The sequence below is a fragment of the Actinokineospora lacus genome, from assembly GCF_053813445.1.
This window is the reverse complement of sequence record NZ_JBQERA010000016.1, coordinates 1-21,054: the sequence shown is the minus strand read 5'-3', so window position 1 is coordinate 21,054 and position 21,054 is coordinate 1. Positions and strand designations below refer to the sequence as shown.

Here is a 21,054-nt window from a genome sequence, read left to right as displayed (position 1 = left end):
CTCACCACCGAATGGAGCACGATGACGTCCACGCGATCGAAGCCAAGCCAATTCGGCTGGCTGGTCAACGACTTCGCGGAGCGGGTGACCGGGGTGGCGCACGCCGTTGTGGTGTCCGCCGACGGCCTGCTGCTCACCTCCTCCAGCAGGCTGCCCGTGGACCGCGCCGACCAGCTGGCCGCGGTCGCCTCCGGGATCATCAGCCTCACCCAGGGCGCGGCCCGCTGCTTCGACGCGGGGTCCGTGCGCGAGACGGTGGTCGAGATGGAGCGCGGCATCATGCTGCTCATGGCCATCGGGGACGGGTCGTGTTTAGCGGTTCTCGCGGCCCCCACCTGCGACATCGGGCAGGTCGCCTACGAGATGACGCTGTTGGTGGACCGGGTCGGCCAGCTGCTCACCCCGGAACTGCGCGCCGCGCTGCAGGGGGCGGCCGGAAGGATGGTGGGGCAGCCCGCATGACCGCCACATGAGCCGCGACCACGAGCCGACCATCGCCGACGTGATGAACGGGCTCACCCGGACGCGCAAGCGCAAGCCGCCACCGTCCCCAGTGGAGCCGCCGGGACCGCCCGCGCGGTCGGACGGCGGTGCGCCGGAACCGGGCTGGCCCGCCGCCGAGCCGGTCGTGCCGATGGTCCGCCTGCAGGACCCGGCCGAGAGCGCCGCCATCGTCCGCCCGTACGCCTGGACGCGCGGGCGCACGAGGTCGAACTTCGAGCTGCGGCTGGAGACGATGGTGTCGACGAGCGCCCGCGCCGCCGACGCCTCCGCCTTCGCCGAGTCCGAGCACCGGGCCATCGGCGAGCTGTGCCGCGAGCCGCGCTCGGTGGCCGAGGTCGCCACCCTGCTCGGCGCCCCGCTGGGGGTGGCCAAGGTCCTGCTGGGCGACATGGCCCAGCTCGGCCTGGTCACCGTGCACAAGACCGCAACCGGCGGCGCCAACCGGGCGCACCTGGTGTTGATGGAAAGGGTACTGAGTGGACTCCGTCGACTTTGACCCCGCGCCGAGCCTGACCTCGGTGAAGATCGTCGTCGCGGGCGGTTTCGGGGCGGGCAAGACCACTTTCGTCGGCTCGGTCTCGGAGATCATGCCGCTGACCACCGAGGCGGTCATGACCAGCGCCAGCGCGGGCATCGACGACATCGCCGCCACCCCGAACAAGACGACCACCACGGTGGCCATGGACTTCGGCCGCGTCTCCCTCGACTCGGACCTGGTCCTCTACCTGTTCGGAACCCCGGGCCAGCAGCGCTTCTGGTTCATGTGGGACGACCTGGTCCGCGGCGCGATCGGCGCGGTGGTCCTGGCCGACACCCGCCGCCTGGCCGACTCGTTCTCCCCGATCGACTTCTTCGAGGAGCGCAACCTGCCCTACGTCATCGGCCTGAACCGCTTCGACGGCCACCTCACCCACGGCGTCGAGGAAGTGCGCGACGCCCTGGCCATCCCCCGGCAGGTCCCCATCGTCCCCTGCGACGCGCGGGACCGGGAGTCGGTGAAGAACACGCTGATCACCATGGTCGAGTACTCGATGCGCCGCTGGGTGGCGCTGCACGGCGCCGGGGTGGGCTGAGCCCACGCCGCCGGACAGGAGTCGGCCCCGGTCCCCTCAGGTCGAGCTGGTCCCACCTGTCACATCCGACCCGCCCGGATGGTCAGTGCCACGACACTGACCGACGGAGATCGCCCCGATCGTCGACAAGTCGCCCGCGGCCACTCGCCAACTGACCGGCCGCGCCCGCCGCGGGATGCGGGGAGCGCCGGTCCTGGACGCGCCCCTGTCCGAGCAGCGGGCCGTGGTCGACGCCTTCCTCACCGCCGCCCGCGGCGGCGACCTCGCCGCCCTGGTCGCGGTCCTCGACCCGGATGTCATGGTCCGCGCCGATATTCACACCACTCCGGCCCTGGTCAACGGCGCCGCGGTCGCGGTCGCGGTGGCCCTTCTACGGCGACAGGGTCGCGCGCAGGGCGTCGAGGCCGGTCAGGAACGCGTCGAGGGCCAGTTCGAAGGAGTCGGCGTCGATCTCCTCGGCGTGCTCGCGCAGGCGGTGGGCCTGGGTGAGGTGCGGGTAGCGGTCGACGTAGACCTGCACGTCGTCCTCGAAGCCGCGGGAGAACGAGCTCATCGCCGCGCCCAGCACCAGGTACTTCGTGGACGCGCCGATCATCGTCGCGTAGCGGGGCGGCCAGCCCGCGGAGACCAGGCCGCCGTGGACGGCGTCGGCGCGGGCCAGGGAGACCTCCCTGCGGGCCGGGCCGGTGGCCAGGACCGGGACCATGTTCGGGTGCGCGGCCAGCGCGGCGCGGTAGGACCGGGCCCAGACGCGCAGGCCGAGGCGCCAGTCCGCGGGGAACGCGCTGGTGTCGACCGCGGCCATGATGTCGTCGGCGATGTCCTGCAGCAGCTCGTCCTTGGTGCCGTAGTGGGTGTAGAGCGAGGGCGCCCGCACGCCCAGCTCCTCGGCCAGCCGCCGCATCGACAGCGCCGCCAGGCCCGCGGAGTCCACCACGGAGAGCGCGACGGTCCGGATGCGCGGACGGCTCAGCAGTGGTGTGCTCGGCCTCGGCACAGGTGTCTCCCAGGTCACGCCCCACACCCGTTGCCGGGGCATCGGCGGCGATCCTATCCTGACGATACCTAACACTGTTCGGTTTAACCCGAGGGACGGAATCGCATGGACCTCTCGCTCACCGCGGAGCAGCAGGCGCTGTGGGACCTCGCCCGGAGCTTCATCGACCGCGAGGTCGTGCCGCACACCCGGGAGTGGGACCGGCGCGAGCAGGTCGACCGGGCCATCGTCGGCAAGCTCGCCGACGTCGGCTTCCTCGGCATGACCATTCCGGAGGAGTACGGCGGCTCCGGCGGCGACACCCTCTCCTACTGCCTGATGATGGAGGAGCTGGGCCGCGGCGACTCCGCCATCCGCGGCATCGTCAGCGTCTCCCTCGGCCTGGTCGGCAAGTCCATCGCCGCCTGGGGCACCCACGAGCAGAAGCGGCACTGGCTGCCCAGGATCAGCTCGGGGGAGTCGCTGGCCTGCTTCGGCCTCACCGAGCCCGACACCGGCTCCGACGCCGCCGCCCTGGCCACCAGGGCCGTGCGCGAGGGCGACGAGTACGTCATCACCGGCTCGAAGATGTTCATCACCAACGGGACCTGGGCGGACGTGGCGCTCATCTTCGCGCGCACCGGCGGTCCCGGCCCCAAGGGCATCAGCGCCTTCCTCGTCCCCACCGACGCCGGGGGCTTCGCCCACACCGAGATCAAGGGCAAGCTCGGCCTGCGCGGGCAGTCGACGGGGGAACTCGTCCTCGACGCCGTCCGCGTCCCGGCGGAGAACCGGCTCGGCGAGGAGGGGGTCGGCTTCCGGATCGCGATGTCCGCCTTGGACAAGGGCAGGATGTCGGTCGCCTCCGGCTGTGTCGGGCTCGCCCAGGGCGCGCTCGACGCCAGCGTCTCCTACGCCAAGGAGCGCACCCAGTTCGGCAAGCCCATCGCCGCCTTCCAGCTGGTGCAGCAGATGCTGGCCGACATGGCGGTCAACACCGAGGCCGCCCGGCTGCTCGTCTGGCGGGTGGCCGACCTCGTCGAGCGCGGCCTGCCCTTCGGCACCGCGGCCTCCATGGCCAAGCTCTTCGCCAGCGAGAACGCCGTCGCCGCGGCGAACCTGGCCATCCAGGTCTTCGGCGGCTACGGCTACCTCGACGAGTACCCGGTCGCCAAGTACCTGCGCGACGCCCGGGTCATGACCCTCTACGAGGGCACGAGCCAGATCCAGAAACTGCTGATCGGCCGCGCGCTGACCGGCATCAACGCCTTCGCCTAAGGGGGGTCCACAATGGACTTCACACTGTCGGACGACGAGACCCAGGTCCGCGACTGGGTCCGGACCTTCGTGCGCAAGGAGATCGCCCCGCTCGAGCCGGAGGTCCTGCGCCGCGAGCGCGCTCACCAGCCCGGCCTGACCGCCGACGAGCTGAGGGAGTTGCAGCTCAAGGCCAAGGAGTTCGGCTTCTGGGGCGTGCAGACCCCCGAGGAGTACGGCGGGATGGGCCAGGGCGCGGTGCTGACCGCCCTGATCGAGGCCGAGCTGGGCCGCTCGTTCGTGCCGTTCCGGTTCGGCGGCAACGCCGACAACATCCTGTACTACGCCAACGACGAGCAGAAGCAGCGCTACCTGCTGCCCACCATCGCCGGGGAGCGCCGCTCCTGCTTCGCCATCAGCGAGCCCGGCGCGGGCTCCGACGCCCGCGCCATCCGGGCCACCGCCCGCCGCGACGGCGGTGACTGGGTGGTCAACGGCGAGAAGACCTTCATCACCGGCGGCAACGAGGCCGACTTCGTGATGGTCTTCGCGCGCACCGACGAGGGCGTCACCTGCTTCCTGGTCGACCGCGACATGGGCTGGCGCTCCGAGCCGATCGACACCATGGGCCAGTGGGGCCCGGCGGCGCTGGTCTTCGAGGACGTCCGCGTGCCCGACGCCAACGTGCTCGGCGAGGTCGGCAAGGGCTTCGAGCTGGCCATGAAGTGGATCGGCCAGGGCCGCTACCTGCTGCCCGCCCGCGCGCTGGGCTCGTGCGAGCGGCTGGTCGAGATGGCACTCGAGCACGCCCGCACCCGGGTCACCTTCGGCGCGCCGATCGCCGACCGGCAGGCCATCCAGTGGATGCTCGCCGACTCCGCCGTCGAGATCGAGGCGCTGCGCTGGCTGGTGCTGCACGCGGCCTGGCTGGTCGACCGCGGCGCGGACTCCCGGCACGCGCAGTCGATCGCCAAGCTCTACGGCGGGGTGAAGGCCAACGAGATCGTCGACCGGGTGCTGCAGATCCACGGCGGCATGGGCTACACCCGCGAGCTGCCCGTCGAGCGCTGGTACCGCGAGCTGCGGCTGCTGCGCATCTACGAGGGCACCGACGAGATCCAGCGCCGCACCATCGCCCGCAACCTGCTGAAGGGGCACGTCAGCGTGTCCGGGACACTCGGGTGAACGAGTCGCCAACGCGAGGAGCGTCCATGGTCAGGGCCGCGGTGCTGTCGGAGCAGGGCAAGCCGCTGGAGGTCACCGACATCGTCCTCGGCGAGCCCGGCCCCGGCCGGGTGCGGGTCGCCATCGCGGCGGCGGGGGTGTGCCACTCGGACCTGTCGCTGGCCAACGGCACGCTGCGCCAGCCCGTCCCCGCGGTGCTGGGTCACGAGGGCGCGGGCGTCGTGGAGAGCGTCGGTGAGGGCGTGACGTCGCTGGTCCCCGGCGACCACGTGCTGCTGAACTGGTCGCCGCCGTGCCGGGAGTGCTGGTTCTGCCAGGCCGGGGAGCCGCACCTGTGCGAGCGCGCCGACTTCGCCGACGTCTCCCACGCCACCCTGCCCGACGGCGCCGCGCTGTACCCGGGGCTGGGCGCGGGCGCGTTCGCCGAGGCGACCATCGTGCCGGAGGGCGGCGCGGTGAAGATCCCCAAGGACGTCCCGCTCGCCGAGGCCGCCGTGCTGGGCTGCGCGGTGCTGACCGGCGCGGGCGCGGTGTTCAACACCGCCAAGGTCGCGGCGGGCCAGTCCGTGGCCGTTGTCGGCCTCGGCGGTGTCGGGCTCTCGGTGCTGCAGGCCGCGCGCATCGCGGGCGCCGACCCCATCATCGCCCTGGACGTGCGGGACAAGGCCGACCTGGCGATGGCACATGGCGCCACGCACTTCGTGGTCTCGGATGACAAGGCGGCCAAGGCGGTCCGCAAGCTGACCGGCGGCCGCGGCGCGGACGTCGCCGTCGAGTGCGTCGGGCACCCGGCCGCGATCCGCACGGCGTGGTCCTCGAGCAGGCGCGGCGGGCACGTGGTGGTCGTCGGGGTCGGCTCGGTGAAGGCCAAAGTGGACTTCAACGCCCTGGAGCTGTACTGGTTCGGCCGCACCCTCAGCGGCTGCGTCTACGGCCAGATCGATCCCGACACCGACGTCCCGCGCCTGCTGGGCTGGGTGGCCGACGGCCGCCTGGACGCCGGGTCGCTGATCACCGCCCGCACCGACCTCGCCGGGATCGAGGACGCGTTCTCGGCGATGCGGGCCGGTCAGGGCGGGCGCACGCTCGTCGTCCCCTGAGTCGGGGCCGTCGGGGCTCTGGAAGAAGGGGGTCCCTGCCCGGAGGTGAGCACCCCGGGCAGGGACGCCTGCTCAGATCCCCTGGTTGGCGAAGCCGCGCTGGGCGATGCCCGAGAGCATCGAGCGCCACGCGGTGGTGCTGGTGTGGGGGTCACCGGAGACACCGAGGCGGGACTTGGCCGTGGTGAAGGCGTTCTGGGTCAGCGGACCCCAGTCGCCGTCCACGGACAGCCCGGAGTTCATGAAGTTGTTGCACATCGACTGGACGAACTTGGTGTCGCTCTCCGAGCCCGTCGAGCACAGCGTGGGCAGCCCGCCGAAGTCGGAGTGGATGTGGTCGCCGTGGGCGGCGTCGTACCAGCCGTCGAGCACGAAGCGGAACCGGCGGCGGCAGACCGCGTCCACGGCCAGGTACCGGCGGCGCACCGACTGGGTGCCCGAGGCGTGGTGGCGGTCCAGCGGGGAGCTGACCTGCCCGCCGGACCACTGCACGTAGTCGAGGTCCATCGCCGTGCCCGCGCCGTGCTGGCCGGTCTTGTTGACGTAGAACCCGGCCGAGACCAGGTAGCTGATGTTGCCGTAGCCGCTGGACAGCGAGCGCAGGTCCCGGATCCAGAGCACCATCGAGTCGTAGAACGCCTGGGTGCACTGCCAGGAGCGGATGGTGGTGTTGCCCCGGCTGGAGCGCCAGTAGTACACCGGCGTGCCGTCGATGTAGCTGAAGGAGATCATCGGGTCCCCCTGACGAGCGTGCCCTGGGTCAGCCAGAAGTTCCCGCCCACGGCGTGGGCGTCGCGCGGGACGTCGACGACCGTCCGGTCGCCGCCGATCACCCCGCGCACGGGAGCGGTGTCGTCCAGCGCGTTGCCCTCCCACCGCTGACCCACCAGCTCGCGCACGGCGGTGGCGGTGACCCGGGTGCCCTCGCTCCAGGACGCGCCGGTGGGGGAGTGGAACAGGGCCGTCCCCGCGAGGTCGACCGCCGCGGCGGTCCAGCCGTCGGCGGTGCCGGTGACCGCGGTGATGGCGAGCTGGTCGGCCCGGCCGAGGCCGCGCACCGGGACGGTGAGCCAGTCCCGCGACGCGGTCCGGAAGGCGGCCACCGCGCGCCGCGGCGTGCGCTCGGCCGAGAGCAGCGAGCCCAGCGCGAGCACGCCGCCGGGGCCCGCGCCGACCGCGGTGAACGCGGCGTCGAGCTCGTTGCGCCGGGCCGCGGAGGTCCACGCGACGCCGTCGGCGGACTCCCAGATGACGGCGACGCCGTCGCGGGAGCCGACCGCGACGTAGCCGCCCGGTCCCGCGGTGACGGCCACGACGTCGGCGCCCTCGAGGCCGCGGGTCGCGGTGGTGGCGCCGCTCGCGTCGGCCAGCAGCCAGTCCTGCGAGCTCAGGGCCAGGACGCGGTCGCCGACCGGTCCGGCGGCCCGGTCGATCAGGGGGGAGGCGGCGGTCATGGAGGACGCGGGGGACGCGGCGGCGGTGCGGCCCACCGCGGCGAGGGCCGCCGTGGTGGCCGCCAGGGTGACGAAGGCCCGCCTGCGGAGGCGGCCTTCGGGTATGTCGGACATCGGTGCTCCTTTGCGCAGGGAAGAAGCTCACGCCGGACGAGACCACCGGGATGGCCGGGACGACGAGTTGGATCGGGTGACCGCCGCGTCGAGCGGGGGAGCGGCGGTTGGATCTTGAGGAGATACGGCTGCTGTTCGGAATATGCCAACGAAGATGAGGGACCATCAATCACCCAAACAGCCCAAGTGGCACATTGTCGCAAGTAGTTGGCGGTAACCAGGTATTGGCATCTAAGCTGGGGCGACCCCAAACCCCGGGAGGTGCTGTGTCCTCCACCCTCGCCATGCACATGAGCGACGGCCTGCTCGACGCCCCGACCTCGGTCATCTTCCTCGTCATCGGCGGAATCGGCGTCGCGGTGGCCCTGCTGCGCTCGCGCGGCGACCTCGACGACCGCACCGCGCCGATGGCCGGACTTGTCGCGGCGTTCATCTTCGCCGTGCAGATGCTGAATTTCCCAGTATTGCCAGGGGTGAGCGGCCACCTGCTCGGCGGCGCGCTCGCGGCGATCCTCGTCGGGCCCTGGGTCGGCGCGCTGTGCGTCGCGATCGTGCTGGTGGTGCAGGCGGTGGCCTTCGCCGACGGCGGGCTGAGCGTGCTGGGCGCCAACATCACCAACCTCGCGCTGATCGGCACCGCCGCGGGCTTCCTCATCGCGCTCGCCCTGCGCGGGCTGGTCCGGCGCGGCCGGGCGGGCCTGCCTGCGGTGGCGTTCACCGCGGCGCTGGGCAGCACCGTGCTCGCCTCGCTGGGCTTCGTGCTGGAGTTCGCCATCGGCGGCGACCCGGCCTTCGACCTGGGCGCGGTGACGGCCACGGTGGTCGGCGTGCACGTGCTCATCGGCATCGGCGAGGGCGTGATCACCGCGCTGACCGTGGGCGCGGTCGCCGCCGTGCGCCCCGACCTGGTCCACCTGCTGCGCGGCGCCCACAGGCCGCTCGTCCTGCGCGAGGGGACGCCCGCATGAGCAACCGCCGCTTCCTGATCGGCTTCCTGCTCGCGGCGCTGCTCATCGCGGGCGCGGTGTCCTACCTGGCCAGCTCCAGCCCCGACGGGCTCGACCACGCCACCCTGCGGGGTTGCGAGGAGGTCGACGGCACGCTCGTCGGCGACTGCATCGCCCAGGACGCCCGCGACCACGACCTGGCCGACGGCCCGCTGGCCGACTACGCCGTCGCGGGCGCCGAGGGCACGACCGGGGTGGCGGGGGTCATCGGCGTGGTGCTCACCCTCGCCGTCGCGGGCGGGCTGTTCTGGGTGCTGCGCAGGCGGACCCCGCGCCAGGGGTGAGGCAGCCACCCCGGTCCGGCGCGACGCCGGTGCACCGGCTCCCGGCCCAGGTCAAGCTCGTCGGCGCGCTACTGCTGGTGCTCTGCGTGGTCGCCACGCCACGCACCGAGTTCTGGGCGTTCGGCGCCTACCTGGCGATCCTGGCCGGGGTGTGGGCGACCGCGCGCGTCCCGCCCGGCTGGCTGGCCAGGCGCGCCCTGATCGAGACGCCGTTCGTCCTCGCGGCCCTCGCCGCGCCGTTCCTCGCGGGCGGCCCCACCACCGAGGTGCTGGGCCTGACCGTGTCCGAGAGCGGGCTGCTGGCCGGGTGGAACCTCGTCGCCAAGGGCACCCTCGGCCTGCTGACCTCGCTGACGCTGGTCGCCACCACCGCCCCGCGCGAGCTGCTCCTGGGCCTTCAGCGCCTGCGGGTCCCCGCGGTCGTGGTGATGATCGCCACGCTCATGCTGCGCTACCTGGAGGTCATCATCGCCGAGGCCCGGCGGATGCGGGTGGCCCGGATCAGCCGCGGCCACGACCCGCGCTTCCTCTGGCAGGTCGGCGCGACCGCCCGCGGCATCGGCACACTGTTCCTGCGCAGCTACGAAAGGGGGGAGCGGGTGCACCTGGCGATGGTCTCGCGCGGCTACGCGGGCGCCCTGCCCGACGCGGGCGCGCCCGCCCGTCCCCGCGCCTGGCTGGCGGGCGTGGCCCCGGCGCTGGCCTGCGCCGCGGTCCTGGCGGCCGCGCTGTGACCCCGGCCCTGCTGGTCGACGGGCTCGCCTTCGCCTACCCCGACGGCCACCAGGCCCTCTACGGCGTGGACCTGCGCGTGGAGCAGGGCGAGCGGGTCGCCCTGCTCGGGCCCAACGGCGCGGGCAAGACCACCCTCGTGCTGCACCTCAACGGCGTGCACACCGCGGGCGCGGGCCGGGTGGAGGTCGGCGGGCTGGCCGTGGTCAAGGCCAACCTCAAGGAGATCCGCCGCCGCGTCGGCATCGTCTTCCAGGACCCCGACGACCAGCTGTTCATGCCCACCGTGCGCGAGGACGTCGCCTTCGGCCCGGCCAACTTCGGCCTCCCCGACGTCGGGGCGAGGGTCGAGCGGGCGCTGGCGGCCGTCGGCATGGGCGAGCACGCCGACCGCTCCCCGGCGCACCTCTCCGGCGGCCAGCGCCGCAGGGTCGCGCTGGCCACCGTGCTGGCCTGTGACCCGGAGATCCTGGTGCTCGACGAGCCCAGCGCCAACCTGGAGCCGGTGGCCCGCCGCGAGCTGGCCGACGTGCTCATCGGCCTGGAGCGCACGCTGCTCATGGTCACCCACGACCTGCCCTACGCCCTGCAGCTGTGCCCGCGCTCCGTGCTGATCGACAACGGCGTCGTCGTCGCCGACGGCCCCACCCGGGACCTGCTCGCCGACACCGCCCTGCTGGCCGCCCACCGCCTGGAACTTCCGTTCGGGTTCCGCCTGGACTAGTGTCCCGGCCTAGAACCTTCGCCGTGTATCGGCGTGTGCACGGCGTGGCTGGCAAGGCGGCGGAACGTCCTCGTATTGGGCATACTTGGGCGTTCCGGCAACGCAGCCAGGCGCGTCGTGGGCATGTCGAGACATGGTGAAGGTTCTAGGCCGGGACACTATCGTCCGGGCCACAACCGCATAGTGGGCCGCACGAGCCAGAACGGGAGAGCCTCCGCCACGCGCGGGGCACCGAAGGAGCAAACTCCCCGGAAACTCTCAGGTAAACCTACCGTTCACCGGCCAGGCCACTCTGGAAAGCGGGCGCGACGTCAGCGCCTCACCCACGGTGCAAGCCGCCTTCTCGGCGGTGAAGCTCTCAGGTGCCATGACAGAGGGGGAGTTCCGAGACCCGCGGGTCGGCTTCCGGCCGCCCCGTCGTAGCCGTAGGAGCTCTGGTGCCCCCGTCTTGCCGTCCTTCCCCGTTCCCCTGCGGCCCGCCGCGCCCCGTGGCACGCTGCCGCCGGATCAGCCGTCCCCGCGCGCCCAAGGAGTCCGCCCACCCATGAGCAACCCGTCTCCGCTGCACGAGGTCCACCAGTCCCTCGGCGCGTCGTTCACCGACTTCGCGGGCTGGTCGATGCCGCTGCGGTACAGCAGCGAACTGGCCGAGCACAAGGCGGTGCGCACCGCGTCCGGACTGTTCGACCTGAGCCACATGGGCGAGATCGCCGTCACCGGCCCGCAGGCCGCCGACGCCCTGGACCACGCGCTCCTCGGCACGCTGTCCGCGGTCAAGCCGGGCCGCGCGCGCTACACGATGATCTGCGCCGAGGACGGTGGCGTGCTCGACGACCTGGTCGTCTACCGCCTCGACACCGAGGAGTACCTGGTCGTCGCCAACGCCTCCAACGTCGGCACGGTCCTGGCCGCGCTGACCGAGCGGGCCGCGGGGTTCGACGCGACGGTGACCGACCGCTCCACCGAGTACGCGCTGATCGCCGTGCAGGGCCCCACCTCGCCCGCGATCGTGACCGCGGTCACCGGCTCGGACCTCGACACCCTGAAGTACTACGCGGGCAGGCCCGCCACGGCCGCGGGCCACGACATCTTGCTGGCCCGCACCGGCTACACCGGCGAGGACGGCTTCGAGCTGTACTCCGCCGCCGAGCACGCCCCCGCCGTCTGGGCGGCGCTCACCGAGGCGGGCGCGGAGCACGGCCTGCTGCCCGCGGGCCTCGCCTGCCGCGACACCCTGCGCCTGGAGGCCGGGATGCCGTTGTACGGCAACGAGTTGACCGCCGAGCTGACCCCGTTCGACGCCGGGCTGGGGCGGGTCGTGAAGTTCGACAAGCCCGAGTTCGTCGGCCGGGACGCGCTCCAGCGTCGCAAGGAGACCGACCGCGCGCTCGTCGGCCTGCGCGGCGAGGGGCGCCGCGCCCCCCGACACGGGTACTCCGTGCTCGACGCCGACGGGACCCCGGTCGGTACTGTCACCAGCGGCGCGCTCTCGCCGACCCTCGGGCACCCGATCGCGATGGCCTACGTCCCCGCCGCGCTCAGCGCGCCGGGGACGGCGTTGACCGTCGACATCCGGGGCGCGAAGGCCCCCGTCGAGGTCGTGGCACTGCCCTTCTACCAGCGTCCCGCCTGACCAGGAGACCGACACCGACATGAGCACCCCCCAGCACCTGTCCTACACCGAGGACCACGAGTGGGTCGACCTGTCCGACCCGGCGGCGGCCACGGTGGGCATCACCGGGTACGCGGCCAAAGCCCTCGGCGACGTGGTCTTCGTGCAGCTGCCCGAGGTCGGGGCGAGCGTCAGCGCGGGCGACGCCTGCGGCGAGATCGAGTCCACCAAGTCGGTCAGCGAGCTGTTCGCGCCCGCCGACGGCGAGGTCGTGGAGATCAACGAGGCCGTGGTCGACACCCCCGAGCTGGTCAACACCTCCCCCTTCGGCGACGGGTGGCTCTTCCGCATCCGGGTCGACGGCGAGCCCACCCTGCTCGACGCGGCCGCCTACGCCGAGCTGACCAAGGAAGAGGAGTGAGATGACGTCCTTCTCCCAAGACCTCGCCACCGTCGACCCGGAGATCGCCGCCGCCGTCGCCGCCGAGCTGCGCCGCCAGCAGTCCACCCTGGAGATGATCGCCTCGGAGAACTTCGCCCCGCTGGGCGTGCTCGAGGCGCAGGGCTCGGTGCTGACGAACAAGTACGCCGAGGGCTACCCCGGCCGCCGCTACTACGGCGGCTGCGAGCACGTCGACGTCGTCGAGCAGCTGGCCATCGACCGGGTGAAGGCGCTCTTCGGCGCCGAGCACGCCAACGTGCAGCCGCACTCCGGGGCCCAGGCCAACGCCGCGGCCATGGTGGCCGTCATCAAGCCCGGCGACACGATCCTCGGGCTGGACCTGGCCCACGGCGGGCACCTGACGCACGGCATGAAGATCAATTTCTCGGGCAAGCTCTACAACGTCGCCGCCTACCACGTCGACAAGCAGACCGGCCGCGTCGACATGGACGAGGTCGCCGCGCTGGCCGCCGAGCACCAGCCGAAGCTGGTCATCGCGGGCTGGTCGGCGTACCCGCGCCAGCTGGACTTCGCCCGGTTCCGCGAGATCGCCGACAGCGTCGGCGCGCTGCTCATGGTCGACATGGCGCACTTCGCCGGGCTCGTCGCCGCGGGGCTGCACCCCAACCCCGTGCCGTACGCCGACCTGGTGACCACGACCACGCACAAGACCCTCGGCGGACCCCGGGGCGGTGTGATCCTCTGCAAGAAGGACCTGGCCAAGAAGGTCAACTCGGCGGTGTTCCCCGGCCAGCAGGGCGGTCCGCTCGAGCACGTCATCGCGGCCAAGGCGGTCTCGTTCAAGATCGCCGCGTCCGAGGAGTTCGCCGAGCGCCAGCGTCGCGTGCTCGAGGGCGCCCACATCCTCGCCGAGCGACTGTCCCGACCGGACTGCGCCGAGGCAGGCGTGAAGCTGTCCTCCGGCGGAACCGATGTGCACCTTGTGCTCGTCGACCTGGTGGAGTCCGAACTGGACGGTCAGCAGGCCGAGGACCGGCTGCACTCGGTGGGCATCACGGTCAACCGCAACGCCGTCCCGTTCGACCCCCGCCCCCCGATGGTCACCTCGGGCCTGCGCATCGGCACCCCCGCGCTGGCCACCCGCGGCTTCGACGCCGAGGACTTCGCCGAGGTGTCCGACATCATCGCCGTCGCGCTGCGTCCGGACTTCGACGACGCGACGAAGCAGGCCCTGCGCGAGCGCGTGGACCTGCTCGTCAAGCGCCGCCCGCTCTATCCAGAGCTGGGCTGAGCACCGCGGGTGGGGCCGCGACCCGGCCCCACCCGCAGCACCCGGAAGGTCCCTACCGTGGCCATCAGCACCTTCGACCTGTTCAGCATCGGCATCGGCCCGTCGAGTTCCCACACCGTCGGACCGATGCGCGCGGCGCTGATGTTCGCCTCCCGCCTCCCGCTCGAGCGGGTTGCCCGCGTCCGCGCGGAGCTGTTCGGCTCGCTCGGCGCCACCGGCTTCGGCCACGGCAGCGACAAGGCCGTGCTGCTGGGGCTGGAGGGGGAGCGGCCCGAGGACGTCGACACCGCCACCGTGTCCGAGCGGGTGGCCGCGATCCGCGACGCCGGGCGGCTGCGGCTGCTCGGCACGCACGAGATGGACTTCGACCACGACGCCGACCTGGTGCTGCACCGGCGGCGGTCGCTGCCCCTGCACCCCAACGGCATGACGTTCCAGGCGTGGGACGCGGCGGGGGAGTCGCTGGCGGCGCGGACGTACTACTCCGTCGGCGGCGGGTTCGTGCTGGACGAGAACGCCGCGGACGGGCCGGTGATCTCCGCGGACACCACCGCGGTGGCCTACCCCTTCCGCACCGCGGCGGAATTGCTGGCGCACTGCGCGTCGTCGGGCCTGTCGGTCGCCGGGGTGATGCTGGCCAACGAGCTGTCCTGGCGCACCGAGGACGAGGTGCGCGCCGGGCTGCTGCACATCTGGCAGGTCATGCGCGACTGCGTGGTCCGGGGCTGCGAGGCCGAGGGGGTGCTGCCCGGCGGCCTGCGCGTGCCCCGGCGCGCCAAGGCGCTGCACGAGAAGCTGCTGTCCGAGGACGGCGTCGGCGACCCCTTGTACGTCATGGACTGGGTGAGCCTGTTCGCCCTGGCCGTCAACGAGGAGAACGCCGCGGGCGGGCGGGTGGTCACCGCCCCGACCAACGGCGCGGCGGGCATCATCCCGGCCGTCCTGCACTACTACGAGAAGTTCGTCCCCGGCGCCTCCGACGACGGCGTCGTCGAGTTCCTGCTGACCGCGGCGGCCATCGGCGTCGTGCTGAAGGAGACCGGCTCGATCTCCGGGGCCGAGGTCGGCTGCCAGGGCGAGGTCGGCTCCGCCGCGGCGATGGCCGCCGCCGCGCTGACCGCGGTGCGCGGCGGCAGCGTCGCGCAGGTGGAGAACGCCGCGGAGATCGGGCTCGAGCACCACCTGGGGCTGACCTGCGACCCGGTGGGCGGGCTGGTGCAGATCCCGTGCATCGAGCGCAACGCGGTCGGCTCGACCAAGGCGATCCACGCCTCCCGGATGGCGCTGCAGGGCGACGGCACGCACGTCGTGCACCTGGACAAGGTGATCAAGACGATGCGGGAGACCGGCGCCGACATGCACACCAAGTACAAGGAGACGGCCCGCGGTGGTCTCGCGCTCAACGTCATCGAGTGCTGACTACTGACTGAGAGCGCTCCCAAATTCTCCGTGTGACGGTCTTGTCACCACGATGTGTCGTGCGTTACGGTCGTTCCTGGGAGCGCTCCCAACTCATAACCCCCCGGTCTTGCGGCAGATGCCGAATCTTCAAGACGAAGTGGGAGCGCTCTGAGACGGCGGTCTGCTCGCAAGGAGGCGACGCATGAATCTGCGCAAAATTGGTCGATCTCGAAAGCTAGCCGGGGCCATGGCGGTGACATCGGTGGCTGCCCTGTCCGCGACCCTGGTCGTGGCCGGAGGGTCAACCGCCAGCGCCGCTCCCGGATGTCGGGTCAATTACGCTGTGACGACGCAGTGGCCCGGTGGTTTCGGGGCCAATGTCACGCTCACCAACCTGGGCGACGCCATCAACAACGGCTGGACCTTGGAGTGGGACTTCGCGGCGGGACAGACCATTCAGCAGGGCTGGGGTGGCCGGTTCTCGCAGTCGGGCGCCCGAGTGACGGTCCGCAACCCTGAGTGGTCCGGCTCGCTGGGCACCGGGGCCTCGGTCACCCCCGGCTTCAACGGTGTCTGGACCAGCGCGAACCCGGCCCCCACCACCTTCCGCCTCAACGGAACGGTGTGCACGGGAACGCCGCCCACCAGCACCACCACCACCACCACCGCGACGTCGACCACCACGACGACGAACACGTCGACGACGACGACCACCACCACTACCGGCACCCCGCCGACCAAGGTGGACAACCCGTACGTCGGCGCGAACGTCTACGTCAACCCGCAGTGGGCGCGCCAAGCCGCCGCGGAGCCGGGCGGCTCGCGGATCGCCAACCAGCCCACCGGTGTGTGGCTGGACCGCATCAGCGCCATCCACGGCAACGGCTCGCCGACCACCGGCACGATGGGCCTGGTCAACCACCTCGACGAGGCCGTCCGCCAGCTGGCAGCCGCGCCCACCCGTCAGCTGGTCTTCCAGGTCGTCATCTACAACCTGCCCGGTCGCGACTGCGCCGCGCTGGCCTCCAACGGCGAGCTCGGCCCCACGGAGCTGCCGCGGTACAAGACCGAGTACATCGACGTGATCGCCGAGATCCTCAAGCGCCCGGCCTACCGGAACCTGCGGATCGTCACGGTCATCGAGATCGACTCCCTGCCGAACCTGGTCACGAACGTGACGCCGCGGCCCACCGCGGTCGCCAACTGTGACGTGATGAAGCAGAACCAGAACTACCAGAACGGCGTCGCCTACGCGGTCGCCAAGCTGGGCGGGGCCATCCCCAACGCCTACAACTACATCGATGCGGGCCACCACGGCTGGATCGGCTGGGGCGACCCGGTTCCGGAGTACGACAACTTCCACGCCGCGGCGCGGATGATGGCCACGATCAACGGCCGCGAGGGCGCGAACCTCAACATGGTCCACGGCTTCGTCACCAACACCGCGAACTACTCGGCGCTGCGCGAGCCGCACTGGACGGTCGACGACGTCGTCGGTGGCCGCCCGGTCAAGGAGGTCGCCAAGTGGGTCGACTGGAACGACTTCAACGGTGAGCTCGGTTTCGCCACCGGTTTCCGCGCGGAGCTGATCAAGAACGGCTTCCCGGCGAACATCGGCATGCTGATCGACACCAGCCGCAACGGCTGGGGCGGCCCCAACCGTCCCACCGCGAAGTCCACCTCCACGAACCCGGACACCTACGTCAACGAGTCGCGGATCGACCGTCGCCTGCAGAAGGGCAACTGGTGCAACCAGGCCGGTGCCGGTCTCGGCGAGCGTCCCAAGGCCGCTCCCGAGCCCAACATCGACGCCTACGTCTGGATCAAGCCCCCGGGCGAGTCCGACGGCGCCAGCCGCGAGATCCCGAACGACGAGGGCAAGGGCTTCGACCGGATGTGCGACCCGACCTACACCGGCAACCCGCGCAACGGCAACAACCTCTCGGGCGCCCTCGCCAACGCCCCGCTCTCGGGCCACTGGTTCTCCGCCCAGTTCCAGGAGCTCATGCGCAACGCCTACCCGGCGCTGTAAAGAGCGACAGCAAGCCCTGAACCACAACTGAAAATCCAACGCCCGCGGGCGGTGTCCCCCGGACACCGCCCGCGGTGCGCGTGCAGAATGACCCCCATGCGAGATGATCTTCGCGCGGTCATGGAACTGCAGGCGGAGTGGAACCAAAGGGCCACCCCGGCGATGGACCGTCGAGGCACGGTGATCCGCGACGTCATCCCCCGCCGGCGACGGGTCATCCCTTCCCGCTGGTGCCAGTTCGTTCTGGTTGTCCAGCGCGGCCAACAGCTCGTCTATCAGCCTCAGGTCCAGTGTTCTCCTTACAACGCAAGCGGTATTGCTCTACACAGCGCAGCAAGGCATCGTGCAGGTCGCGGTACCAGCGTTTCGTAAAAGCCGAGCGTTCCAGCCCAGCATTGCGCTCGCGCGCGGCCTCCAGCGCCGCGACGTACGCCTCGTAGTAGGTGAAGTACTCATGATCAGTTGCGCCGTCGAGCAGCGCGAACCGCATGAAGTGGTCGACCACCTCATGGATGTTCGCCGACCTGGGCCACGGCGGCACCATCCAGCACTGCGGGTCACGCAGGGAACGAAGGCCACCGCCCGGCGCACGAGCCACAGCGCCCTCCACGATGACCAACGACGGCGTTGACATGAACACAGCTCCAAGTGATTGCAGGACAGGGGATCAACGCACGGTCGACGGCAGGCGCGGATGCTTCTTGGCCGCCTCACGGATCTTCTGGTAACCGCGCTCAGCGGCATTGGCGATTACCTGTTCCACGGCCGAAGTGCAGACCATCGCCACGAAGCTCAGGGCCGCCAGCTCCAACACCGACAGCTCCACCGACAAGGTCACTTGTTCGAGCGGTCTCGGCGGGGTGGACCGCTTCTTGCCGCTCACGGGGACGTCTTCTTTAGCGTCCGCGTCAACTCGGCGTGCTGATATTCGACAACGCTTGCGAGCTGGTCGAGCCGGTCACGCAAGTCCCGCGCCTCAGCGGGGGTCAACAGCGCGGCCTCAGCCGGAGGCGCGACCAGCACCACCTTTCCGCTGGTGGGTGCCGTCCACAGGCCGATGCTCCGCACCCGCCGGAAGCCATCGGTACAGGTGATGTGGGACTTCAAGGGATCAAGTCCGGCGCTGGTGGTCAAAGCGGCTACCTCTGTCCGTCAGGTGGCTGGGTGGCACCCAGCCCCGGAGCCTGCCGACCTGGAACCGGGGGAAGGTTGAGCCTGTGGGGAGGCGGTCGAGGCTCGCGGCCGTTCCTTGTCGGGGCATCCGGGGCCGGGTGCCTACCTCTGAGCCTTGCTCTCCTCGCCCGAACCGGGAACAGAGGTCAAGCCGCCGACCAACCCGCCGTTACCCCGGAGCTTTGCCCGGAGGATTGGCGATGATCAGCAGGCCGAGTGGCCTTGGAGCGCTACTCTGGGCGCAGGAGCGAACACGGATGAGACACGGTGAGGGCCATCCCCAACGACCAACTGCGCGCCGCTCGTGATGCCGCCGGCCTGACGCAAGGCCAGCTGGCTGAACGCGCAAACGTGCAGGTCGAAGTCCTCACCGGTCGTCCGGGTGCGATGGATGCCGACTACATCGGCAAGCTCGAACGAGGCGTGCACCGCTGGCCCAACCGGCACTACCGAGCTGCCCTCCAGATGGTGCTCGGCCACCAAACAGACGCCGACCTCGGCTTTTTCAGTACCCGTTCCCGCATGGCTACCGTGGAGGCAGGCCCCCGGTATCTCGAAGGAGGGGACGACGTGGAACGACAGACGTTTCTCCGAGTTCTGGCCGGTTCAGTCGCCGGTGTTGGACTTGCTGACCCGCTGGGCGAGTTCGCCAGCGCAACGACAGCTGGCAGCGGCCAGCGAATCGGCAAGGCAGATGTTGACCATGTGCGGCACCTCGCACGCATGTTCGCCAGCCAAGATCACCAGTATGGCGGCCAGCTCTCCTCGCGGGCGGTGATTACCCAGCTGTCGGCGTCCGCCGAGTTGACCGATGGCTCGTTCGCCTCCGAACCGGTTCGCCGCGCACTCTTCTCGGCCGTTGCCGAGTTGGCCGACACCGCCGCCGGGGTGTGCTTTGACGCTGGCCTCCACCGCCAAGCTGAGCGAGCCTTCCGCTTCGGAGCCGGCTGCGCCACCGAGGCCAGCGACTGGACGATGCGGGCGAAGACGCTCTCCGGTCTCGCAAACCTGGCGGTTCACCAGCGCCGCACCGATGACGCGCTGAGCCTCGCCGAGATGGCGTTGGTTCGAGCCGACCGGCTGAGCCCCAAGGTTGGCGCGATGATGCACACCCGGCACGCCCGTGCGTTGGGACTTGTTGGCGCACGTCGTGGAAACGACTGCGCCGCTGCCGTCGACAAGGCCGAGACGTTGTTCGCTGCCGTCACCCCTGGAGACGAACCGGAGTGGATCGCCTACTACCAACGCGCCCATCTTGATCGGGATGCTGGTCGAGCGCTGCTTCACCTGGCGCTGAACGGTGGCGACCACCAGGCCGCACGTCAGCGGTTGGAAGCCTCGATCACCCAGTTCTCCAACAGCCACTCACGCGGCAAAGCACTGGCCACCGCGAACTTGGCCGCGTTGGTCATGGCCTGCGACGACCCGCACGAAGCAGTGACGCTTGGCCACGAGGCGCTGGTGTCGATGGGGTCGGTCCGATCTGATCGGGTCAACGACGCACTGCGCCAACTCATGGACGCCGGCAAGCAACACGCCGACATGCCTGAGGTGCGTGAGCTGGTGAACCGGATCGACCACACGCTTCGCGTCGGGGCCGCCACCTAAGTAGCTGTTTTCGAGCTTGAGCAGGCGGGGCTTTGGTGCGGGGACGAGGGAACTCCTGGTAGATCGGACGTTGTCGAAGCGCCGCTCTGCCAGGAGTTCCGTTGTTATCGTGCCCGATTCCCGAGGGTGGTTCCACCGCGGGTGCCCCGTGCTGTCGCCTGTCCGCCTCCCACCAGCCCGTTCGGCGGGCGCGGCGGTATCCCACCGACCTCACCGACGCCCAGTGGGCCGAGCTGGACCCGCTGCTGCCCGATCCCGCGTGCCTGACTGGTCGGGGCGGGCGCTGCGAGAAGCACTGTCGGAGGGTGATCGTGGACGCGATTCTTTATGTGGTCGACAACGGCATCAAGTGGCGCGCGCTGCCCGCCGACTTCCCGCCGTGGCAGACCGTCTACAAGCGCTTCGCCCTGTGGGAGAAGGCTGCTGGCTCGCAGCGGCTGCTCGACGGGTTGCGCGACCGTGCCCGGCTGGTCGCCGGTCGGGTGGCGGCGCCCTCGGCGGCGATCGTCGACTCACAGTCGGTGCGCGCGGCGCAGACCGTGAGGAGGGCAACCCGCGGTTTCGACGCGGGCAAGAAGGTCAACGGCCGCAAGCGACACATCGTGGTGGACACCGTCGGGCTGCTGTTGGCAGTGCTGGTGACCCCGGCCTCGACGCAGGACCGGGTCGCCGCTCGCAGTCTGCTGCGCCGGATGCGGAACACCGCAGGTCGACGGGTGTCGTTGGTGTGGGCCGACGGCGGCTACACCGGCACCCTGCTCGACTGGGCCCACACGACCCTCGACCTGGTGATGGAGATCGTCAAACGGCCCCATCTGCCGCACTTCACCGTGCTGCCCCGCAGATGGGTGGTGGAACGCACGCTGGCCTGGATCACCGGACACCGCCGCTGCGCCCGCGACTACGAACGTCTACCCCACCACCACGAAGCCATGGTCCGCTGGTCCATGATCCGCATCACCAGCCGCCGCCTCACCCAACCCCAGTAGATCGGAAACAGCTACTAAGGGATGTCTCGTAACTGACCTTGTGGTGCTCCGGGCCGGTGTCGATCGGTTTAGCCGGTGATGGTGAGGTTGTGGAGGAAGGCGATGCCCGCGGCGGTGGTGGCGAGGGTGTGTCCT

24 protein-coding genes and 1 riboswitch are annotated in these 21,054 nt (G+C 71.0%); of the genes, 17 read left to right on the top strand and 7 right to left on the bottom strand.

What is annotated here, in order from left to right:
* The first annotated feature begins 21 nt into the window (after positions 1-21).
* From ACTG9Q_RS29910 to ACTG9Q_RS29900, 3 genes are read left to right on the top strand one after another with little or no spacing between them, the layout of a single operon-like run.
* Entirely contained in the window at positions 22-462 is a 441-nt protein-coding gene (locus ACTG9Q_RS29910; RefSeq protein ID WP_455576285.1) for a roadblock/LC7 domain-containing protein, read from the top strand.
* A gap of 7 nt (positions 463-469) precedes the next feature.
* On the top strand, positions 470-1,000 hold the full coding sequence (locus ACTG9Q_RS29905; protein WP_455576284.1) for a DUF742 domain-containing protein: 531 nt from the start codon (positions 470-472) through the stop codon (positions 998-1,000).
* Positions 981-1,577, top strand: a complete 597-nt coding sequence (locus ACTG9Q_RS29900) for a GTP-binding protein (protein ID WP_455576283.1) — start codon at positions 981-983, stop codon at positions 1,575-1,577. The genes ACTG9Q_RS29905 and ACTG9Q_RS29900 overlap by 20 nt, the downstream gene beginning before the upstream one ends.
* An 82-nt stretch (positions 1,578-1,659) precedes the next feature.
* Here ACTG9Q_RS29900 and ACTG9Q_RS29895 read toward each other — a convergent pair whose 3' ends face one another.
* Both ACTG9Q_RS29895 and ACTG9Q_RS29890 read right to left on the bottom strand, forming a co-directional pair.
* On the bottom strand, positions 1,660-1,896 hold the full coding sequence (locus ACTG9Q_RS29895) for a hypothetical protein (protein ID WP_455576282.1): 237 nt from the start codon (positions 1,894-1,896) through the stop codon (positions 1,660-1,662).
* Positions 1,897-1,947: 51 nt separating this feature from the next.
* Entirely contained in the window at positions 1,948-2,616 is a 669-nt protein-coding gene (locus ACTG9Q_RS29890; protein ID WP_455576281.1) for a TetR/AcrR family transcriptional regulator, read from the bottom strand.
* 63 nt (positions 2,617-2,679) lie between these two features.
* On the opposite strand from ACTG9Q_RS29890, the gene ACTG9Q_RS29885 reads away from it, so the two are divergent.
* Genes ACTG9Q_RS29885 through ACTG9Q_RS29875 form a run of 3 tightly spaced genes read left to right on the top strand, consistent with a single transcriptional unit; the run spans position 2,680 to position 6,095 of the window.
* Positions 2,680-3,831 carry an acyl-CoA dehydrogenase family protein gene (locus ACTG9Q_RS29885; protein ID WP_455576280.1) on the top strand — a complete coding sequence of 384 codons (1,152 nt, stop codon included), beginning with the start codon at positions 2,680-2,682 and terminating at the stop codon, positions 3,829-3,831.
* Positions 3,832-3,843: 12 nt separating this feature from the next.
* Positions 3,844-4,995 (top strand): acyl-CoA dehydrogenase family protein, encoded by a 1,152-nt coding sequence (locus ACTG9Q_RS29880; protein WP_455576279.1) that lies wholly within the window; start codon positions 3,844-3,846, stop codon positions 4,993-4,995.
* Between the two features lie 26 nt (positions 4,996-5,021).
* Positions 5,022-6,095 (top strand): alcohol dehydrogenase catalytic domain-containing protein, encoded by a 1,074-nt coding sequence (locus ACTG9Q_RS29875; RefSeq protein WP_455576278.1) that lies wholly within the window; start codon positions 5,022-5,024, stop codon positions 6,093-6,095.
* Between the two features lie 72 nt (positions 6,096-6,167).
* Here the strand turns inward: ACTG9Q_RS29875 and ACTG9Q_RS29870 are convergent, their stop codons facing one another.
* Both ACTG9Q_RS29870 and ACTG9Q_RS29865 read right to left on the bottom strand, forming a co-directional pair.
* Positions 6,168-6,827 carry an extensin family protein gene (locus ACTG9Q_RS29870; protein WP_455576277.1) on the bottom strand — a complete coding sequence of 220 codons (660 nt, stop codon included), beginning with the start codon at positions 6,825-6,827 and terminating at the stop codon, positions 6,168-6,170.
* The gene (locus ACTG9Q_RS29865; protein ID WP_455576276.1) at positions 6,824-7,663 is read right to left on the bottom strand and encodes a hypothetical protein; all 840 of its coding nucleotides are present in this window, start codon (positions 7,661-7,663) and stop codon (positions 6,824-6,826) included. Before ACTG9Q_RS29865 ends, ACTG9Q_RS29870 begins: the two co-directional genes overlap by 4 nt.
* A gap of 266 nt (positions 7,664-7,929) precedes the next feature.
* Between ACTG9Q_RS29865 and ACTG9Q_RS29860 the strand changes: the two genes are divergently transcribed.
* From ACTG9Q_RS29860 to ACTG9Q_RS29820, 9 genes are all read left to right on the top strand, one after another.
* Positions 7,930-8,631: an energy-coupling factor ABC transporter permease gene (locus ACTG9Q_RS29860; RefSeq protein WP_455576275.1), complete on the top strand. Its 702-nt coding sequence runs from the start codon at positions 7,930-7,932 to the stop codon at positions 8,629-8,631.
* Positions 8,628-8,954 (top strand): PDGLE domain-containing protein, encoded by a 327-nt coding sequence (locus tag ACTG9Q_RS29855; protein ID WP_455576274.1) that lies wholly within the window; start codon positions 8,628-8,630, stop codon positions 8,952-8,954. Before ACTG9Q_RS29860 ends, ACTG9Q_RS29855 begins: the two co-directional genes overlap by 4 nt.
* Entirely contained in the window at positions 8,951-9,688 is a 738-nt protein-coding gene (gene cbiQ, locus ACTG9Q_RS29850; RefSeq protein WP_455576273.1) for a cobalt ECF transporter T component CbiQ, read from the top strand. Before ACTG9Q_RS29855 ends, cbiQ begins: the two co-directional genes overlap by 4 nt.
* Entirely contained in the window at positions 9,685-10,410 is a 726-nt protein-coding gene (locus tag ACTG9Q_RS29845) for an energy-coupling factor ABC transporter ATP-binding protein (protein ID WP_455576272.1), read from the top strand. The genes cbiQ and ACTG9Q_RS29845 overlap by 4 nt, the downstream gene beginning before the upstream one ends.
* A gap of 193 nt (positions 10,411-10,603) precedes the next feature.
* Positions 10,604-10,694: riboswitch (glycine riboswitch) on the top strand.
* Positions 10,695-10,954: 260 nt separating this feature from the next.
* On the top strand, positions 10,955-12,043 hold the full coding sequence (gene gcvT / locus ACTG9Q_RS29840) for a glycine cleavage system aminomethyltransferase GcvT (RefSeq protein WP_455576271.1): 1,089 nt from the start codon (positions 10,955-10,957) through the stop codon (positions 12,041-12,043).
* Positions 12,044-12,062: 19 nt separating this feature from the next.
* On the top strand, positions 12,063-12,443 hold the full coding sequence (gcvH, locus tag ACTG9Q_RS29835; protein WP_455576270.1) for a glycine cleavage system protein GcvH: 381 nt from the start codon (positions 12,063-12,065) through the stop codon (positions 12,441-12,443).
* 1 nt (position 12,444) lies between these two features.
* Entirely contained in the window at positions 12,445-13,716 is a 1,272-nt protein-coding gene (locus ACTG9Q_RS29830; RefSeq protein WP_455576269.1) for a serine hydroxymethyltransferase, read from the top strand.
* A gap of 57 nt (positions 13,717-13,773) precedes the next feature.
* On the top strand, positions 13,774-15,135 hold the full coding sequence (locus tag ACTG9Q_RS29825; protein WP_455576268.1) for an L-serine ammonia-lyase: 1,362 nt from the start codon (positions 13,774-13,776) through the stop codon (positions 15,133-15,135).
* Positions 15,136-15,319: 184 nt separating this feature from the next.
* Positions 15,320-17,149 (top strand): glycoside hydrolase family 6 protein, encoded by a 1,830-nt coding sequence (locus ACTG9Q_RS29820; protein ID WP_455576267.1) that lies wholly within the window; start codon positions 15,320-15,322, stop codon positions 17,147-17,149.
* Positions 17,150-17,363: 214 nt separating this feature from the next.
* Here the strand turns inward: ACTG9Q_RS29820 and ACTG9Q_RS29815 are convergent, their stop codons facing one another.
* The 3 genes from ACTG9Q_RS29815 to ACTG9Q_RS29805 form a co-directional block, all read right to left on the bottom strand.
* The gene (locus tag ACTG9Q_RS29815) at positions 17,364-17,654 is read right to left on the bottom strand and encodes a hypothetical protein (protein ID WP_455576266.1); all 291 of its coding nucleotides are present in this window, start codon (positions 17,652-17,654) and stop codon (positions 17,364-17,366) included.
* 162 nt (positions 17,655-17,816) lie between these two features.
* Entirely contained in the window at positions 17,817-18,032 is a 216-nt protein-coding gene (locus tag ACTG9Q_RS29810; protein WP_455576265.1) for a hypothetical protein, read from the bottom strand.
* Positions 18,029-18,283 carry a hypothetical protein gene (locus tag ACTG9Q_RS29805; RefSeq protein WP_455576264.1) on the bottom strand — a complete coding sequence of 85 codons (255 nt, stop codon included), beginning with the start codon at positions 18,281-18,283 and terminating at the stop codon, positions 18,029-18,031. The genes ACTG9Q_RS29810 and ACTG9Q_RS29805 overlap by 4 nt, the downstream gene beginning before the upstream one ends.
* Positions 18,284-18,589: 306 nt before the next feature.
* Between ACTG9Q_RS29805 and ACTG9Q_RS29800 the strand changes: the two genes are divergently transcribed.
* Positions 18,590-19,930 (top strand): helix-turn-helix domain-containing protein, encoded by a 1,341-nt coding sequence (locus ACTG9Q_RS29800; protein ID WP_455576263.1) that lies wholly within the window; start codon positions 18,590-18,592, stop codon positions 19,928-19,930.
* Positions 19,931-20,031: 101 nt separating this feature from the next.
* Complete coding sequence (locus ACTG9Q_RS29795) at positions 20,032-20,919, top strand: IS5 family transposase (protein WP_455576262.1); 888 nt, start codon at positions 20,032-20,034, stop codon at positions 20,917-20,919.
* The last annotated feature ends 135 nt before the right edge of the window (positions 20,920-21,054 follow it).